This is a genomic window from Flavobacterium sharifuzzamanii (assembly GCF_003254585.1).
GTDB lineage: Bacteria > Bacteroidota > Bacteroidia > Flavobacteriales > Flavobacteriaceae > Flavobacterium > Flavobacterium sharifuzzamanii.
In genome coordinates, this window is the sequence record NZ_QJGZ01000037.1 from 41,593 (window position 1) to 61,441 (window position 19,849).

A 19,849-nucleotide genomic window follows, 5' to 3' on the forward strand; every position below is an offset into this window, starting at 1 on the left:
TTATGAGAACTGAACACTAAAAAACTGACCACTGATCACTAAATTTATTTATTAAGACCTTCAGCCGCTTTATTAACTGCAGCTTTCAATTCTTCTTTATAAGAAATAATAGTATCTAAAACTTTTTTATCGTGGCTTCCGATGATTTGTGCAGCTAAGATTCCAGCATTTTTTGCGCCGTTTAAAGCGACAGTTGCCACAGGAACTCCACCTGGCATTTGTAGAATTGATAAAACAGAATCCCAGCCATCAATAGAATTGCTAGATTTTACAGGAACTCCAATTACTGGAAGCGGAGACATAGAAGCTACCATTCCCGGTAAATGTGCCGCACCGCCCGCACCAGCAATAATTACAGAGATTCCACGGTTGTGTGCATTTTTGCTGAAATCGAATAATTTTTCTGGCGTTCTGTGCGCAGAAACGATATCTACTTCAACTTCTACATTAAATTGTTTTAATATGTCGATTGCATCCTGCATAACTGGCATGTCTGAGATGCTTCCCATTATAATAGCTACTTTGCTCATGTTTTTTATTTGTTTCAAGTTTTAAGTTTCAGGCTTCAAGTTATTCCTGAAACTTAAAAAAATATTATAGTTTTAAACTGTGACTGCGACTGAAAACTGATTACTGAGAAATAACTTTAATAGTTTCCTTCACTTCTTGCGCAATTCTTCTCGCCTCAGCCATATCTTCATTTACGATAGTAACGTGACCCATTTTTCTGAACGGACGCGTTTGTTTTTTTCCGTAAATATGAGGCGTAACGCCGTCCCATCCTAAAATGGTTTCAATGTTTTCATAAACCACATTTCCAGAATGACCTTCGGCACCTACTAAATTTACCATAATTCCGGCAACTTTGCTGTCTGTGTTTCCTAACGGAAGATCTAAAATAGCACGTAAATGATTTTCAAATTGTGAAGTATAACTTGCTTCGATAGAATAATGTCCAGAATTGTGTGGGCGAGGAGCAACTTCATTAACTAAAATTTCGTCGTCCTGAGTTTGGAACATTTCAACAGCCAAAAGACCAACGTGGTTGAAATTCTCTGAAACTTGCAAAGCAACTGCTCTTGCTTTTTCAGCTACTTTATGATCGATTCTTGCTGGGCAGATTACGTATTCAACTTGGTTTGCTTCTGGATGAAATTCCATTTCTACAACAGGATACGTTTTCATTTCTCCCGATGGATTTCTTACCACAATTACTGCCAATTCATTTTTGAACGGAACCATAGTTTCTGCAATGCATTCTACATTTGGCAATGTATCTAAATCTGAAATTTGGCGAACTATTTTTACTCCGTTTCCATCATAACCAAATTCAGTGCATTTCCATACAAAAGGCAATTTGATTGCTGATTGTTGATTAATGATTTCTGATTTTAGATTTTCAAGGTTCTCAAATCTTTTGAAAGGTGCGGTTGGGATATTATTTTTAGCGTAAAAATCTTTTTGAACACCTTTATTCTGAATTCCTTTTAAGGTTTTTGGAGATGGATATACTTTTAAACCTTCGTTTTCTAATTGCGTTAAAGCTTCAAGATTTACGAGCTCGATTTCAAAAGTCAAAACATCGACTTGTTTTCCGAAATTGTAAACTGTTTCATAATCCATTAGATCGCCTTGAAAGAATTTGTTGCAGGCGATTTTACTAGGCGCTTCGTCGCTTGGATCTAGAACGTAAGTTTGTATATCAAATTTTCTGGTGTCAAACAAAAGCATTTTGCCTAATTGTCCGCCACCTAATATTCCTAATTTAAAATCAGAAGAAAAATAATTCATTTTGTGTTGTGTTTTTGCAAAGATACTTTTTAATCTTTTTTTAGCCAAAATTTAGTTTTTCCGCTATGAATTCATAAAGTTTTGCCACAGATTAAAAGGATTAGAAAGATTTTTCTCTGTGTGTGTTTTTGGTTGCCACGAATTACACAAATTTTCACGAATTATTTTTTTTAAATTCAGCATAAAAAATTAGTGTGAATTTGTGTAATTAGTGGCAAAAATGACAAAAGAGAAAATCCTTTCTAATCCTTTTAATCTGTGGCTAACCAAAAACTATTTTATTTTCTTCAAAACTTCTTTGGCGACGGCTTTATATGCTGCTGAATGATCTCCGAAATCTTTATCAATAATCACTTTTAGTTCAGGATGTATCCAGTCGTAATGATTTCCTAGAATATATAGAGTTCTTATGGAATAGGCTTTTGTAGCGACTTTGGTGTCATTAATAAGCCAGTCGAAAGAAGCTTCAATGCAGTCTTGTAGATTTTCTTCAGAAAGTTGAATCCCGTTTTCGCTTTTCTTGTAGTGCGATTTTACCAAAAGTTGTGTCACTTTTGCAATCGGACGCATGGCACTTTCGTCTTTTAAAATTTTTAAATTCGAACAGAAAAAATTAAGATGTGGCTGTAGCCAATTTAATTCTTCGTACGAAACAAATTCTAAAATCCAGCAGGCTTTATGATTGTTTTTATCTTCGGGTGAAAAGCAAATAGAAATCAATTCGCTAAAAAGCGAGGGGTTTTCAAGAACATCTTGCGCAGCTTTTAGACGGTTTTCTCTATAAGCATTTACGTAATCCAGTTTTTTCTGCAGTTCGGAAAGCATTGTTTTTGAGATTTAAGATCGCGCTAAAATAAATAATTTAATGAGATAATTCCGTAATAGTTTATGGGTAGTCCTGGATAATAAAATCTTGGTTGCGCATTTCCAATTCCTGTTGCGTTAGTCAGAATCATTGAAGCGTATTTTTCATTTGTTACATTATTTATTCCTGCGTCCAAATGTGCTTTTAATCTAGATAAAATTTCAAACTGATAACCCGTTTTCAAATTCAAAAGTGAATAAGAATCTGAAAAATCAGCGTTCGAATCATTCATCGGGATTTTATCAGTGAATTGAAAATCGGCTGAAAAATAAAATCCTGAATTTGTGTTTAAATTAAAACCTGCGCTTGCTGTATTGGCAGGAACTCCGGTTAATTTGTTTCCTGAATAATCATTTCCGTTATCGACAAATTCTTTGAATTCATAATTTCCAATCGAAGCTCCAACATACGAGTTCAAAGTAAAAATTCGATTTATTATCCAATTGTGGTTTAATGAAATTTCGATTCCTTCATGAAATGTTTCCCCTGCATTTACGCCTTCGTATTGATCGTCTCCGATTCTTTTGGCAACTAATAAATCTTTAATTTCCATTCGGTAAACCGAAATTTCAGTGTATAGCTTTTTGTTGAAAAAATGTAATTTTCCTTCCAATTCAAAATTATAGCCTGTTTCTGGTTTTATGTCCTGATTGATGTTTCCTGTTGAGGTTAAAGTTTCTTCGGTTGCAGGAAGAGAAAACCCTCGGCTTACAGAAAAATAAAATGTTTGAACTTCATTCGGCTTGAACAAAAAAGAAAGTTGTGGAGAAAAAATGCCATCATAACTATAATGTTCCGTTGAATTATTCGCGGAAGAAGGGAAATTATTCTGCAATTCAAATTTAGTTTTGTTGTAGTTTAAACCTGCCTGAATTTCAAAACGATCAGAAAGCAAAATTCTGATTTGCGAAAAAATATTATAAAAATGCCTTTTCTGATCGGTTGCCGTAAGCTGATCGCCTTGCAAGCTTCCGTTTCCATTATTCTGCTGATATAGATTTTCAAAGGTATTTCCGCTATAATTATCTCTGAAATATTCCAGTCCAGCAATAAATTGATTTTTGATTTTTCCGATATTGAAATTTCCAGAAAATTGAGATCTCACGCCCGAAGCAAAAGTATATTGGCGCAAAATATCAAAAGGACGCGGTTCGTTGCTGTCTTTATAATTGATAAAAACTGAAGTCGAGTTGTTAAGTTGATCGTTTATTCTAAAATCATAAGCCAATCCGCCCAAAGTCGATTTATATTCTTTAAATCCTTTTGAAGCTACCCAAGTCGGCGCTCCAGATTCTGGATTATTTTCGAAAGTAGTTTTGTTGATTGAACTCGGAATGTACGCTTTCAAATAAGTGTAATTAGAAAAATACGTTAGTTTGCTGTTTTTCTTTCTAAATAATTCCCCGCCGAGAGTAATTCCTTCGCGATTGTAAGCGCTGTTTTCTCGCCAGCCGTCTGTTTTTAAATTGTGATAACTTAGATTTAAAGAAGCACTTTTTTCATTCAAATTAAAACCGACTCTGTTTTTCAATAATCCAAAAGAACCAAAAACAGAACTTATTTCAGTTTGATAGTTGGATTTATTAAATGTTTCTGGCGAAATCAAAATTGCTCCGCCCAAACCCGCGCCATAAATACTAGAAAGCGGTCCTTTTATAACTTCAATTTGATTAATGTTTTGAAGATCGATATCATCAATTACCGTTTCGCTATTTCCAGAAGTCAGTGGAATACTGCCATAGAATGCTCTTATTTTATTGGTTCCGTATGGAGTTCTCGCGCCAATTCCGCGAATCGAAATTCGGGTTGTGGTAATATTCGACGATTGCATAAAAACACCTGGAATCGTATTAATGACGTTACTGATGTCTGTGGTATTATTTCGAAGTAATTCTTTCTCAGATAAAATGCCAATAGAAGCAGGACTGTTTTGTAAATCTCGATTAATATGGAGCGGACTTATTAAAACTTCGTTTAGTTTTTGAGTTTTAACCGAATCAATATTTTGGACTTCGCTTTCTTGTGCTGAAATATTTTTAGAAATAAAAAGAACAAAAAGAAGAAGAAAATATTTTTTGAAAGGCATAAATGGAGTTGGGTTAAATGCAGTTTTATTTAACACATAGAAACATAGTATTGATTGAGGCAAAAAAGGCGTTTCACTAATTTAAATTCACATAATGAACTATGCGAAAAAACGAGATTTTTTTAATAACATCTTTTTAAACAAAAATCTATGTCTCTATGTGTTTAAAATCTTTTTATAGTTGGAATTTGGAATTTTATTTAGCAGTAACTTTCCAAATCGTATTTCCGCTATCATCATTTACCAAAAGCGATCCGTCATTCATAACCGTTACTGCAACTGGGCGACCGTAAACTTCAGCTTTATTTTCATTAGAAATAAAACCGGTTAAAAAATCTTCTGGTTGTCCTGAAGGTTTTCCATCTTTAAAAGGAACAAATAAGACTTTATAACCTGAAATTTTAGAACGGTTCCAAGAGCCATGTTGTCCAACAAAAGCTCCATTTTTATATTTGGCAGGAAATGCATCTTTTGTATAAAAAGCCAATCCCAAAGAAGCAGTATGTGCACCAACTGGAACATCTGGAACAATTGCTTTTTCTACCAAATCTTTGCGCTCTCCTTTTAATCTTGGATCAGGAATACTTCCAAAATACGAATAAGGCCATCCATAAAAACCGCCTCTTTTTACACTCGTGATATAATCTGGAACTAAATCGTCGCCAAGTTCATCTCTTTCATTTACCGCAGTCCAAAGTTCTTTTTTGTTGGCAGGATTCCAATCCATTCCCATTGGATTTCTAAGTCCGTAAGCATAGATTTTTTCGCCAGTTCCATCAGGGTTAATTTCTAAAATTGCGGCACGGCGAACTTCTTTATCCATTCCGTTTTCTCCAACATTACTTCCAGAACCAACACCAATGTAAATTTTTGTTCCTTCAGGATTAACTAGCAAACTTCTCGTCCAATGATTGTTATATCCGCCAGCAGGGAGTTCAACAATTTTTGTTCCTTTAGTTTCTAGTTTTAATGGCGCGTTTTTATATGGATATCGATAGAGCCCATCAGTATTTGCAACATAAAAAAAGTCTTTTAAAATTAACATTCCCAAAGGTCGATTTAGACCTTTTAGAAAGACTTCGCGAGTTTCATAAGTTCCGTCTCTATCTTTGTCTCGAAGAATTATGATCTGGTTTTTGCTCGTTCTGGTTCCGCTTTCAACCACAAAAATATCTTGGTTTGGCGCAATATAAGTCCATCGCGGATTTTCAAATCCGTCAGCAAATTTCGTAACTGTAAAACCTTCAGGAGCTTTTGGCGTTTTTCCTTCAGGCCAGCCAATAACTTTACTATTATTGGTTTTAGATTCTGTTGCGTAGGGTGCAGGAAGCGTAATGTCTCCAATGGCAGTTTTTACAACATTTCCAGACTGTTTGGCAAGAGCTTCTTTTTCTTCTTTTTTCACTTGCCCATTGCAGCCAGTCATTAAGGCTAATAGCGCTATATAAAATAGGGTTAAGGGTTTTTTCATTATTTTTATGGTTAAACGGTTAGGGTACAGCAATTTAATTAAATTTGAAATAGGGTTAAAAAATATTTTGTAAACATTAACTGATATTTAACATTCTTAAAAAATATCTCGATACAGTTTATTTTGATAGAAGCAGTTAAGTTGTAATTCTGTATCTTTGTCCATTATTTTAAAAAGAAAAATAATGATACAACTTCACGATAAACAATTTGTTCCGTTTATTTCGGCTAAAGAAATTGATTTTGCTTTAACTAAAATAGTTGCTCAGGTAGAAGACGATTTTGGAGATGATACGCCAATTTTTATTGGAGTTTTGAATGGTGCTTTTATGGTCGTGTCAGATTTTCTAAAAAAATATAAAAAGCCATGCGAGGTTTCGTTTATAAAAATGGCATCGTATGAAGGAACTGAAACAACAAATGCTGTTAAGGAATTAATCGGAATCAATCAGGATCTTTCAGGAAGAACCGTAATTATCATCGAAGATATTATTGATACCGGAAATACAATTGAAGAATTAAAGCACTTGTTTAAAGCACAAAATGTAAAGCATTTTAAAATTGCAACATTATTCTTTAAGCCAGAAGCATACAAAAAAGACATAAAAATAGATTACATCGGAATTCGAATTCCGAATAAATTTATTGTAGGTTATGGTCTGGACTATGATGGTTTAGGAAGAAACTTAACCGAGATTTACAAATTAGCAGAATAACAAAACACAACTAAATATTCATTTAAAGACTTCTGAAAGACAGAAGTAACAACACTCATTTCAATTATGATTAACATCGTTTTATTTGGAAAGCCTGGTGCAGGAAAAGGAACTCAGGCAGAATTTTTAAAAGAGAAATACAATTTAACACACCTTTCAACAGGAGATATTTTTCGTTTCAATTTAAAAAATGATACTGAACTAGGAAAACAAGCAAGAGTCTTTATGGACAATGGAGAATTGGTTCCTTGCGAAGTAACAACTGCAATGTTAATTGATGAGGTGAAAAAACACCCAGATACAGCAGGATTTTTGTTTGACGGTTACCCAAGAACAATCAATCAGGCTGAAGCTTTAGACAAATTTTTACCAACAATCGGATCTAGCGTAACAGCAACAATCGCTTTAGAAGCTGATGACGAAATCTTGGTAAAACGTCTATTAGAAAGAGGAAAAACAAGCGGAAGAGCTGATGATCAAGACGAAGAAAAAATCCGTGTGAGATATCAGGAATACAATGAGAAGACTGCTCCTCTAATTGGATATTACAAAGAACAAAATAAGTTTCATGCCGTAGATGGTATCGGAACTATCGAACAAATTACAGAGCGCTTAACGTCAGTTATAGATAATTTGTAGAAGCTTTTTCCAGCTGTACGTTACGAGTCCTCGCTAAAAAAACTATTTTTCTATACCATAAAACGAGCTTCCTTCGGGCGCTGTTTTCTGGCAAGAAAAATTAGTTTTTTTAGCTCCGGGCTCTTCTCTTCCATCTGGGCTATTTTAGATTACGATTACAAATTACATTAACGAGACTATTTTATAACGAATCCCCTATCAATTGGAAATACTAATAATATTTTTTCTAATTCTATTAAACGGAGTTTTCTCCATGTCTGAAATCGCTTTGATTTCGGCCCGTAAAAACAGGCTCGAAACAGCAGCAAAAAAAGGCAATAAAAGTGCTAAGACGGCACTCGATTTAGCCAACTCCCCAAATAAGTTTTTGTCTACAGTACAAATCGGAATTACCTTAATCGGAATTTTAACCGGTATTTATTCTGGAGATAAAATCACGGCAGATGTTGAACTTTTTGTTGCAGGAATTGCCGTTCTTAAACCTTACGCACATTCAATCGCTGTTGGAATTGTAGTGGTAGTTTTAACTTTTTTCTCATTGGTTTTGGGAGAATTGCTTCCAAAACGAATTGGATTAAATTATCCAGAAGCTATTGCTAAAATGGTGGCGATGCCAATGAAAGTGATTTCGATTATTACGGCACCATTTATTTGGTTGCTAACTTCTTCAACAGATTTTTTACTGAATGTTCTTCAGATAAAACCAACTGCTGATGGAAAAGTTACAGAAGAAGAAATTAAAGCCATTATTAAAGAAGGAACTGAAGTTGGGGAAGTTCAAGAAATAGAACAAGACATTGTAGAGCGTGTTTTTCATATTGGAGATAGAAAAGTAAACTCTCTAATGACACACCGCAAGTCAGTAGATATGCTGCCATTAAAAGCAGATAAAGAAAAAATTAAAGAATTAGTAGTTCAGGATTTGCATGCAGTTTATCCTGTTTACAATGATAATTATGATGATATTGTTGGAGTTGTAACACTTAAAAATATTTTTGCGAATATTGAAAAAGATAATTTCGATTTAGCAGCCATAATGTCTGATGCTCCTTATTTAATGGAACAAACTACAGCATACAAAGCATTAGAGAATTTCAAAAAAACAGGTGTTCACTATGCTTTAGTTTCAGATGAATATGGAGTTTTTCAGGGAATGATTACTCTTAATGATATTTTGGAAGCTTTAGTTGGCGATGCTGCAGAATTCTATAAAGATGAATTTCAGCTAATAGAAAGAGAGGATGGTTCATGGCTGGTTGATGGACATTATTCGTTGCACGATTTCTTAACATATTTCGAATTAGACGAATTAACAAACGATTACGAAGTAAACACCGTAAGCGGAATGATTATGACTGAGTTGTCTCATATTCCAAAAGAAGGTGAGAAATTGGTTTGGCAGAAATTCGTTTTAGAGGTAATCGATATGGACGGTGTTAAAATTGACAAAGTGCTTGTAAGAGCATTAAAAGAGTAGAGAGAAAATTTGTTTCAGGTTTCAGGTTTCAAGTTTCAAGTTGCGTAACGCATAACCTGAAACTTGAAACCTGAAACTTGAAACTTTACATAAACAAAGAAAATGACAGAAGGAAATTTTGTAGATTACGTTAAGATATATGTTTCTTCCGGAAAAGGCGGAAAAGGATCTACGCATTTACATAGAGAGAAATTTATTGAAAAAGGCGGTCCCGACGGAGGAGATGGAGGTCGCGGAGGACATGTGTATTTAGTTGGGAATAAAGGACTCTGGACATTATTTCATTTAAAATTTGCACGTCACATTAAAGCAGGTCACGGTGGAGATGGTGGTTCTGACAGAAGTACAGGAGCAGATGGAGAAGATAAAGTAATTGAAGTGCCACTAGGAACTGTTGTAAAAGACAAAGAAACTGGAGAAACACTTTTTGAAATTACAGAACACGGAGAGAAACAAATCCTTGCAAGAGGAGGAAAGGGAGGTTTAGGAAACTGGCATTTTAGAAGTTCTACAAACCAAACGCCTCGTTATGCACAGCCAGGTTTACTTGGTGTAGAAATGGATGTTATTCTAGAACTTAAAGTTTTGGCAGATGTTGGTTTAGTTGGTTTCCCGAATGCTGGAAAATCTACTTTGCTTTCCGTTTTAACTTCAGCAAAACCAAAAATTGCCGATTATCCGTTTACGACTTTAAAGCCAAATTTAGGAATTGTAGCTTACAGAGATTTTCAATCTTTTGTAATTGCCGATATTCCTGGGATTATTGAAGGTGCTGCAGAAGGAAAAGGTTTAGGGCATTATTTCTTGCGTCATATTGAACGTAACTCAACTTTGTTGTTTTTGGTTCCTGTTGATACGCCAGACATCAAAGCAGAATATGATATTTTGGTTAATGAACTAACGAAATACAATCCTGAAATGTTAGACAAAGAGCGTCTTGTTGTTATTTCAAAATGTGATATGCTGGATGATGAATTGAAAGCAGAATTGAAAGCAGAATTAGATGTTTCTTTCAAAGGTGTTCCTTACATGTTTATTTCATCTGTTGCTCAGCAAGGTTTAACAGATTTGAAAGATAGGCTTTGGAAAATGCTTAACGAGTAAAACATTATCAGATATAAATAAAAAACCCGACAATGAAAATAGTCGGGTTTTTCTTTTTTGTACAGAAAAAAACAAAAGGATTAAAGATGGCTAAATCTTACTTGTTAATTTCAACTACAGTCCGAAGTTCTTAGAAATTCCGATGCTTAGGGTTTTTCCAAAATTAAACCCTAAACGTTCTTGTCTTGGATCATTCTTACCGTCAAGATTGTCATAGTTAATTCCTCCAATAGAGAAATTTAAACCAAATCCTCTTTTCATATTAATGAATAAAGCAGGAGTAAGACTCGCGTACATTCCTTTTGCATCATTAACATTAGTCGATTGGTACCCAGCTCCTAAATCACCAAAAACAGAAAAGGTGTCTGAAAGAGGTACTGTATAACGTAAAAAACCTCCAATTTTGTATTTTTCAGTTGTATCTTCTCCTGTTGTTTTTACATTCATAATAGAGCCTTCAACTCCAACTGTCCATTGGTCAGCAAACTGATATCCAACTTTTGGAGAGAATTCGAAGTTTTCTAATTTAGAATCACCAATTTTCTCAGAAGAGAATCCAACATTTCCACCTAACAAGATTGAGTTTTTTTGTGCACTTGCCATAGTTGTAAGTAATATTACAACAGCAACTAATAATTTTTTCATTTTTAATTTCATTTTAATTTGGATGGCAAATTTAAACGAAATGATTTTGTAGGAAATACATTATTTGTTAAATATTGTTTAGAGAGTTAATTTTTACAAATAATCTTGCATTTTAATTTTAAAAATAGTTTTATTGGAGATTTTTAATTCTTTTTATGGGTTTAGTTTTAAAAATTTAAAACTTATTCTTCTCTTATTAAAATTATGAATTTCGCAAAATCATGCCTTATTCAATTTATTATGTTTTGTTTTTGAATGTAAAGCTTATTTTTTTTGCTAAAATGGCTTATATTCGCGTCACTTAAACAAAATAACATGAAAAAAGTAATTTTATTCTTGACCATGTGCCTTATGGCTTTCCCAATGAGAGCTGATGAAGGAATGTGGTTTTTGATGTTTATCGAAAGATTGAACCATAGAGATATGGAAAAAATGGGCTTGCAATTGACAGCCGAAGAAATTTACAGCATTAATCACCATAGCTTAAAAGATGCGATTGTACAGTTCAATGGAGGTTGTACTGCAGAAATCGTATCAAACAGCGGTTTGGTATTGACTAACCACCACTGTGGATATAGTGCAATTGCAGAACTTTCAACTGCAGAACAAAATCATTTGAAAAATGGTTTTTGGGCAAAAAGCCGTTCTGAAGAACTAAAACCTAAATCTTTGTTCGTTCGTTTCTTCGTTCGTATGGATGATGTTTCAAAAAGAATTTTGTCAAAAGTAAATGATACTATGACAGAAACTGAGAGAAACAAAGTTATTCAGCAAGAAATTGCTTTGATCGAAAAAGAAAACAGCGAAAACGGAAAATACACAGTTTCTGTTCGTCCTTTCTTTCAAGGAAATGAATATTACTATTTTGTTTACCAAGATTACACAGACGTTCGTTTAGTAGGGACTCCTCCTGAAAGCGTTGGTAAATTTGGTGGAGATACAGACAACTGGGAATGGCCTCGCCAAACTGGAGATTTCTCTATGTTTAGAGTTTACGCAGATAAAGACGGAAATCCGGCTGCATATTCTAAAGACAATGTGCCATTACAGCCAAAACACCACTTACCTGTAAGTTTAAAAGGAGTAAAAGAGAATGATTTTGCTATGATCTTAGGTTATCCAGGAAGAACAAACCGTTGGATGCCAGCTGGAGGAATTGAGCAAAATATTAAATATGCTTATCCTGCATGGGTTGAAGGTGCAAAAACAGGAATGGATGTAATGAAAAAGTATATGGATAAAGATGCAACTGTTCGTTTACAGTATGCTTCTAAATATGCTTCGACTGCAAACTACTGGAAAAACCGTCAAGGTATGATCGATGCTTTAACAAAAGCAGGAACTGTTGATACTAAAACAGAACAAGAAGATAAATTCTACGAGTGGGCTACTAAACCTGCAAACAAAGAGAAGTACGAAAATGTAATTCCGACTATCAACGATTATTACAGAGAAACAAACTTAAAAGCACGTCACGATAATTATTTGACTCAGCTTTTACGTACTTCTGCTTATGCAACTGCACCAGCTAATTTAGGAAATGCATTAATTGCTTATTATAAAGAAAATGATGCGAAGAAAGCAGAAATGCTTCCTAAAATCAATGCAATGGTAGAAAGCATTTATGGAGATTTTTATGCTCCATTAGAAAAAGATGTTCTAACAGCTCAATTGAATCTATATGCTTCTAAAGCTGCTGAGTACGGACTTGCTCCAGAAATTGCAAAAATGAAAACGGCTAACAACGGAGACTTTACTGCTGATGTAGCAAAAGCAACAGAAATTAGTTATTTCACAAGCAAAGAAAAAGTATTGGCATTTTTAGCTGATCCAAAACCATTGGCAATTGTACACGATCCGTTGTATATTGTTTCTAATGATTTGTTGACAAAATACCGTGCTAAAACAGACGATCAGGCAAAAGCAGATGATGGTTTTGCAACCGCTTACCGTAAATTGGTAGAAGGTTTAAGAGAATCTAAATTGAATGCAATTAAATATCCAGATGCAAACTCTACTTTGAGATTGACTTACGGAAAAGTTCGCGCTTTACCTGCAGATCCTCGTAATGATGCAAAAATCAACAACTATACTACAATGGAAAGTATGGTTAAAAAATACAAAGCAGGAGATCAGGAATTTGACTTGCCAGCTCGTTTATTAGAATTGAACAAGAAAAAAGATTTCGGACAATATGCTGATAAAGCGGGATACATGCCAGTAAATTTCTTAACGGATAACGATATTACTGGAGGAAATTCTGGTTCGCCAGTTCTTAACGGAAAAGGAGAATTAATCGGAATTGCTTTTGACGGTAACATCGAAGCAATGGCTGGAGACGTAATTTTCGATTCTAAATTGCAAAGAACTATCAACGTAGATATTCGTTATGTTCTTTGGATTATCGACAAATACGCTGGAGCTAAAAACATTATTGACGAATTGACGATTGCAAAATAATCTTTAATTCTGATTATAAATATCAAGCCCGACAAGTTTTAAAAGCTTGTCGGGTTTTTGATTTTTTTTCCGCCACGAATTCACGAATTTTATTTTCAAAGATTGCCAAAAATAATTCGTGAATTCGTGGCGGAAAAACTTATTGAACTTTCACTCTAATTCCTTTTGTGTGACTTGCAAATTCTGGCGCATACATACTTTGAATTGTTGTAATTCCGTTTGAGAATTCTCCGCTGTTATTTACTCGAATATCATATTCTAAAACATAAGTTCCTTTATTGATTTGGTCAAAGAAGAAATGAGTCGCCACATCTTTTGTGCTCATATAATATCCCAATCTATCAGAATATTGATATTGTGAAAGGACATTTATAGGCTCAAAACAAGAAGCGCGCATATCTTTCAAATGAATGTATTCCACGTCTTCTTTCGAAGTGATAATTAATCGGACTGTAACTAAATCTCCAATTTTTAAAGAATTTCCAGCTGTTATCTTTTGCAATTCGTCACCTTTTAGCGTGTTTTTCTTTAGATACAATTCTTTTGAAACAGATAAAACGGCTCCAGTGTTATTTTTGATTTTATCTAGATCTTCAAAATACTGCCAATAAACACCACCAAAACCTGGAATTTTAGATTTGTTTTGAACGCTGATCGTAGCCATTTCTTTTTTTACTTCTTCCGTTTTCCAGTTTAGTTTGATGTAACCTGTTTCGGCTTCTTTTTCATTTTCGGATAATTTTTTGGTCATGATTTTTTCATCTCCCAATTTTATAACTGTATTGTCTTTTACAGAAAGCCAATCGCTGCCTTGAAGTAATAATGCATAAATTGCTTCACTAGTTGATCTTGTTGTTGGCCAGTTTTTAGTTTGTTTGTTTTTTAGTAGCCAGACTTTCATTGCATCAACAGATTTGGTGTCTTGAGTAACTTCGGCGAAAGCCTCAATTAAAAGAGCTTGAGTTTCTATAGGTGCTTGATACCAGTACCAACCTGGTTTATTGGCAATCCAATACATTCCCCAATCTTCATTGTTAGATGAATTTTCTTTTAAACTTTCAATGATTTTTTTGGCGCTTTCTTTTTCTCCAAAACGATTTAAGACTAAAGCTGTCAATCCTTTTTCATAAATAGAATAATCTAACCAATCTTTTTTTGCTGTTTCGAGATATAATTTGGTTACTTTTTTTAAAGTGTCCGAAAGCGGATATTGTTCTAAATAAAAACTTCTGCTATATAAATAATGCAAATTAGAATATGGCCATCTCCAAATTAAACTGTTCGTCTCCTTATTGAATTTTGCCCTTTTTTGATGTTCTTGTAAAAATTTGCCATCTATAAAAGGAATTGCAGTTTTAGTAATTTCATCAATTTTAAGATTTTGATTTTTAACCAATTTTGACAAATGGCCTAATCCGGCTAAAATATGTCTAGTAATGTAATCGTCTCCCGTACCGCCTTCAAACCATGAAAAACTACCATAAGAATTTTGTTTCTTTTTTAATTTCTCGAAAGTGGTTTCTTGCGAAGTTTTCATTTTTTCTAAATCAAATAAAACGGCAAAACTTTTCCTTTTTTCATCTTCATTTTGATTATCATTTAACCAAGGCGTTTCTGCTAGAATAATTGATTTTAGCTCTTCATTTTCTTCTAATTTTGGTTTGATTTTTCCTTTTTTTCTCCATTCATCAAAAACGGCTGCAATTTTCGGATTGCTTGAAATTACTTCTGTAGCAAGTGCATTCGAATAATATCTGGCAAAAGTTTGTTCTGCGCATTCGTGTTCATATTCCATTAAATAAGGCAAAGATTGAATTGCGATCCATGCTGGATTGGAAGTATATTCAAATGTAAATTGATGATTTTTTAATGTTGTCGAATTATTATTTTTTAAGTTTTCAAAAGTGTATTCTTTCGTCGAATTTTCGCGAACCCAAATCGGAATACTTTCTGTAACGAGCATATTGTTAGTTAAAACAGGAATAATATTTTCTTCTCCATCTGAGAAATCACCTGATTTTGCCACAATTTTATATTGAACGCCTTGTAAACCTTCAGGAATTGTAACGGTCCAACTTGCTGTAGTATTTCCATAAGCCGGAACTGTGAAATTTTTAATGTTATCTGCATTTAGCATTTTAGCATCAATTGGTTCCATTGTTACTGCATCGAAAAGCTGTAAAGCAGCAATTCCAGTTTTCGCTTCGGCGGTAACATTTGAAATTTTCGTCGTGATAACAATCGTATCTTTTTCCCTAAAGAAACGCGGGAAATTTGGCAAAAGCATTAATTCCTTTTGAGTCACAACGTTTTTCTGCAAATAACCAGAAACTGCTTCTTTGTTGTGTGCAAATAAGCGAAGTTTCCAAGCCGTTAAAGCTTCTGGAGATGTAAAAGAGAAACTCACTTTTCCTTGTGAATCTGTTTTTAAATTTGGCAAAAAGAAAGCAGTTTCAGATAAATTTTTTCTTGCTTTCACTTGATTTAATTCTTCTAATGCTTTTTTGTTTACAGAATTTATATCATAAACAGTATTGTCTTCTTCATAAATAACATTTGAGCTAACTGTGGTAATGGCGGCAGATAAGTTTGCTTTTTTCTGAATGCCATATGCAGTTACCACAACTTCTGATAAAGTACTTGAATCATTAGTTAAAACAATATCAATGAATTTTCTGTTTCCTACTAATACAGATTGGGTTTTGTTACCAATATAACTAAACTCAAGTTCTTCATTTTCTTTAGCGTCTATTTCATAATAACCATCAAAATCGCTTTGAGTACTACGTCTTGTACCTTTCACGACAATAGAAGCTCCAGGTAAAGCAAGTCCAGAATTATCAGTTACAATTCCCGAGATCAATTTTGTATTGAAAGGTTTTTTAGCCTTTTTAGCAATCTGCATTTGATACAGTCTCTTTTGATAAATATTATTTTTGCTGTTAAAATCGAATCCAAATGACATTAATTTAGTGTCTTCACTAAATAGTTCAAGTCGGTTTTGAGGCAGATTTAAATACATGATAGAGGTAGAAACCTGACCAAAACCAAATGACGATTTCTTATAGCTTCCGTTATAATTATAGTCGTTTATGGCTAATATATTCCAATCATTTTTTGTAAATTGATCTAAAGAACTATCATACATTGAAGCCAAAATTTCAGCTTCATTTTTGGTGTCTTTTGATTTTAATTTAAATGACCAGTTTTCTGGACTTCCAGGCTGTATTTTACTCCTAAATGTTTCTACATTAAATTCTAATTTAGGTGTAATAGATTTTAATACAACTGCTACATCACTAAAAAAAACTTCGTTTTCAAAAATGCTTTGAAATCCGATTCTTAATATGTTGTAAAACTCGTTCTTTAGCGGAATTTTTATTGTCGTTTCGTTGTTTTCTAAATGAATAATTTTTTCAAAAAAGACTTTACTATCATAATTTCCAATTGTTGTAATATAAAGTTCCGGAACTACAGAGGTTAATTTTAATAATACAAAACCATCTTTTTTTGCATCTTCATTTATCTGCACAACCGAAAATAATACGCTTGGATTGACTTTCTCTTTGCTTTGTTTAATTTGGAATTTAGTTGTGCTTTCGATCAAATTATCAAAACTGTCTTTTGCTGAAAAGACAATTTTATAGTTTCCAGATTTGTAATTTGAGATAAAATCTAATGCGATTTTTTTATCTTTTTCGGTATTTACTTTTTTCGAATACACTAAGATTTCATCTTCGTTGCTATATTCCTGACCGTTTTGTTCGTACGGAAATAGTTTTTCAAAATCTTCATCAGATAATATTTGAATTTCTGGCTTAGGCCATACTCGCTTTTTGAATTTGCTAGGTAAAGGACTTATGAAATATATTTTAATTTCACCTTTCACAGCTAAAAATTCATCATTTAAATTGGTGCTTTTTAGAACAATTTCATTTTTATCTTTTGTATTAATTTGAGGATTTATTACAGTTTCCAGAACCAAATCATGATATCCTACTTTTACATTTGTCTGTGCATCGTGAGTTTCTCCATTTATATCAGTTACTTGTGCTTCTATAAGATAATTGAAAACTGGAAGATCTTTTTTCGAACTTTCCTCAGAAGGAGTAGCAATAAAATCAATCGCAAAATTTCCTGATGCATCTGTTTTGGTTTCGCCCGTAACTAAAACTTCATTTGAATTTGATGAATAATAGTTTCTTGCGTAATAGCCTGCATATCGTGTAACTTTATAAGTAACTTTTGCATCAGAAATGGAACTTCCAGCAAAAGCTTTGGCGCTTCCTTTTACTTTTATGGATTGGTTTACTTTAAAAGTTTCTTTTTTAGGTTCAAAAGTGACTTCAAATTTTGGACGTTTATATTCTTCAACTCTAAAATAGGTTTGAGAATTTTCTAAGTCAACATGATCCCAAAACGGGTGATCGTTTTCTTTTTTATTATAAATAATATCATTTTTCGAATTGTCAGATTCTTTAGCAGAAATTTCAAAAGAACCTGTTAAACCTGATTTTGGTAAAATAAATTCGCCAGAAAAAGAACCAAATTCATTGGTCGTTACATCAAATTTCTTGATTTCATTATAAGATGCATCTCTAAAAACGATTTTAAAAGAAGTTTGCGGAACAACGCTGGTTTTGTTTTTCTTCTTTTTAATAGCAATTCCTTTAAAATAAAGAGTTTGCCCCGGACGATAAATGGCTCGGTCCAAATAAAATTCGACTTTTCCTCTATAATCGTCATCTTCTTCATTTTCTTCATTTTCACTTTTATTATAATCTACGCTATAATTGATGTAATCTTTGTGAATTAGAATACTATCGTTTGAAGTAAACAATTCAAGTGTATCACCCTTGAATTTTACATTTTTAGTATTGTAAAGTGCAATTCCATTTTTTCCTGTTTGAAAGGTGGCGCTATATGTTTTTATGGTAACATTTTCTAGAGGTTTTCCCGTTTTTCGATCTAAAACCTGATATTTTTCGATTTCATTTTCTTGAGAGGCAAGAACACTAATGTTTGATGAAGTTATAGTCTCATACGTATAAGCTTTTGTGTTTTTAATGTCAGAATTGCTTTCAAAATAAACTAAATAAGATCCAGTTTTTATATTAGGCAAAAGTATTTCGGTGGTATATTTAAAATAGTCTTTTTTGTTTATAAGCGAATACTCTTTTGTGTAAGAAGGTGCGTTTTTCAAAACAATGATATCTACCAAACTGTCTTTGTTAAGATTTCTTGTTTTAAAATCAAGAAGCAGTTTATGAGTTATTTTGTAAAATGAAACTTTCAAAGTATCTACATTTTTGTAATGAATAAACGCCCTCGCATTTTGTTCATTGTAAATGTATTTCTCCAGCTGAACATATAAAGATTTGGATAGAATGTTTGCTTTTCTTTGTATCGCAAGTTTATAAGCATTTGATCGATTATTTACTTTTATTATGCTGTCGAGAATTGCTATGGCCTCGATATTATTATTTGGCTTCAATTCTCTTGATGTTTCTCGATCAAGAATTGAGACTTTCTCCAATTGAATTTTTTGAATAAGCGAATTGTCTTTTACCGTTTTTTGAAAGCGAATTATGACATCAAGATATTCTTCATTGGAGAGATTTAATTTATTTTTTAAAAACTGAATGCGTTCCCATTGATTTTCTTGCTTTGGATCTATGGTTTCTTGTTTTTGGTATAATGATAATGCCAAACGTAAATCGTCATAAGCGACAAAGTCCAAATTAAGTTTTATGAAATTGGCAGAGCTTCCTAATAAATCATTTTTGTACTTAATTATATCTTCTTGAGCAAAGCTGGTAGAATAAACTCTTAAACTATAAATGGCGATATTTTCTTTGATGATATAATCAAATAATTTTTCGCTTTTAAATTCTTCTAAAGTCGAATAGTCAAAAATCTGATCGTATTTTGAAAGCGGAGTATTTTTTAAAACAAGTTCATTTTCTAAACTCTTTTTTAAAATTAAATTGATTTGAGACGTAAAATTTACTGCTGTCCAGGTTAAAAAGTCATCATTTAGAATGTTGATATTTGTTCTATTTCGTATAGAATAATTATTTTGAATAAAATATTCATTAAGGCATTTTGCATAAATGAGATTCAAAATTGCTTTTGAAGGTATAGAAACTCGATTTATATCGGTTTTTAGATTATTTAAGATTTTATTCTGAGCATTTTCATCAATAAGAAGCAAGTACTTTGAATGATAGAAAAAACATTTTATCATTTCAGCTTCATCTTTATCTGAAACGGCATCTTTATAGATTTTTTCAACTAATTCATTAGCTGACTTGGTTTTCCCTTCATTTTCAAAATCAATTACTTTTTCCCATTTCTTTTCATTTTGTTGCGCAAATACAGAGGTAGAGATAAATAATAAAACAAATAATATATTTTTCATAAGAGAGTTTTAATCTATAGATGATTAAATTTTAAAAAAGGTTGGGAAGACAGAAATACTTTTAAAAATAATTTTCGTACAAATTAATAATTTATTTCCAAAACCAAATAGAGCATTCTATATTTCATTATTTTTGAAGAATAATTACAGCGTTTTATTAGTTATTTGCTATTTC

Annotated in this window: 12 protein-coding genes; 5 read left to right on the forward strand and 7 right to left on the reverse strand. The window is 32.9% G+C overall.

The window, feature by feature from the left end; translation table 11 throughout:
• Positions 1 to 44: 44 nt before the first annotated feature.
• The 5 genes from purE to DMA14_RS08770 form a co-directional block, all read right to left on the reverse strand.
• Positions 45 to 530: a 5-(carboxyamino)imidazole ribonucleotide mutase gene (gene purE, locus DMA14_RS08750; RefSeq protein ID WP_111424354.1), complete on the reverse strand. Its 486-nt coding sequence runs from the start codon at positions 528 to 530 to the stop codon at positions 45 to 47.
• Positions 531 to 630: 100 nt separating this feature from the next.
• Positions 631 to 1,791, reverse strand: coding sequence for a 5-(carboxyamino)imidazole ribonucleotide synthase (locus DMA14_RS08755; RefSeq protein WP_111424355.1), 1,161 nt, complete (start codon positions 1,789 to 1,791; stop codon positions 631 to 633).
• Positions 1,792 to 2,064: 273 nt separating this feature from the next.
• Entirely contained in the window at positions 2,065 to 2,616 is a 552-nt protein-coding gene (locus DMA14_RS08760; protein WP_111424356.1) for a hypothetical protein, read from the reverse strand.
• A 23-nt stretch (positions 2,617 to 2,639) separates the two neighbouring features.
• On the reverse strand, positions 2,640 to 4,742 hold the full coding sequence (locus DMA14_RS08765; protein WP_111424646.1) for a TonB-dependent receptor: 2,103 nt from the start codon (positions 4,740 to 4,742) through the stop codon (positions 2,640 to 2,642).
• Between the two features lie 196 nt (positions 4,743 to 4,938).
• A complete protein-coding gene (locus tag DMA14_RS08770) occupies positions 4,939 to 6,213 on the reverse strand; it encodes a PQQ-dependent sugar dehydrogenase (RefSeq protein ID WP_111424357.1) in 1,275 nt (424 codons plus the stop codon).
• 184 nt (positions 6,214 to 6,397) lie between these two features.
• Between DMA14_RS08770 and hpt the strand changes: the two genes are divergently transcribed.
• The 4 genes from hpt (at position 6,398) to obgE (ending at position 10,148) form a co-directional block, all read left to right on the forward strand.
• A complete protein-coding gene (hpt, locus tag DMA14_RS08775; protein ID WP_111379706.1) occupies positions 6,398 to 6,928 on the forward strand; it encodes a hypoxanthine phosphoribosyltransferase in 531 nt (176 codons plus the stop codon).
• 66 nt (positions 6,929 to 6,994) lie between these two features.
• On the forward strand, positions 6,995 to 7,567 hold the full coding sequence (locus DMA14_RS08780; protein ID WP_111424358.1) for an adenylate kinase: 573 nt from the start codon (positions 6,995 to 6,997) through the stop codon (positions 7,565 to 7,567).
• A 202-nt stretch (positions 7,568 to 7,769) separates the two neighbouring features.
• Positions 7,770 to 9,044 carry a hemolysin family protein gene (locus tag DMA14_RS08785; protein WP_111379710.1) on the forward strand — a complete coding sequence of 425 codons (1,275 nt, stop codon included), beginning with the start codon at positions 7,770 to 7,772 and terminating at the stop codon, positions 9,042 to 9,044.
• 102 nt (positions 9,045 to 9,146) lie between these two features.
• Positions 9,147 to 10,148, forward strand: coding sequence for a GTPase ObgE (obgE, locus tag DMA14_RS08790; RefSeq protein ID WP_111424359.1), 1,002 nt, complete (start codon positions 9,147 to 9,149; stop codon positions 10,146 to 10,148).
• 114 nt (positions 10,149 to 10,262) lie between these two features.
• On the opposite strand, the gene DMA14_RS08795 is transcribed toward obgE, so the two are convergent.
• Positions 10,263 to 10,793 carry an outer membrane beta-barrel protein gene (locus tag DMA14_RS08795; protein ID WP_111424647.1) on the reverse strand — a complete coding sequence of 177 codons (531 nt, stop codon included), beginning with the start codon at positions 10,791 to 10,793 and terminating at the stop codon, positions 10,263 to 10,265.
• Positions 10,794 to 11,108: 315 nt separating this feature from the next.
• On the opposite strand from DMA14_RS08795, the gene DMA14_RS08800 reads away from it, so the two are divergent.
• Entirely contained in the window at positions 11,109 to 13,253 is a 2,145-nt protein-coding gene (locus DMA14_RS08800; RefSeq protein WP_111424360.1) for a S46 family peptidase, read from the forward strand.
• A gap of 139 nt (positions 13,254 to 13,392) precedes the next feature.
• On the opposite strand, the gene DMA14_RS08805 is transcribed toward DMA14_RS08800, so the two are convergent.
• Positions 13,393 to 19,674 (reverse strand): alpha-2-macroglobulin family protein, encoded by a 6,282-nt coding sequence (locus DMA14_RS08805; RefSeq protein ID WP_111424361.1) that lies wholly within the window; start codon positions 19,672 to 19,674, stop codon positions 13,393 to 13,395.
• Positions 19,675 to 19,849: the final 175 nt, after the last annotated feature.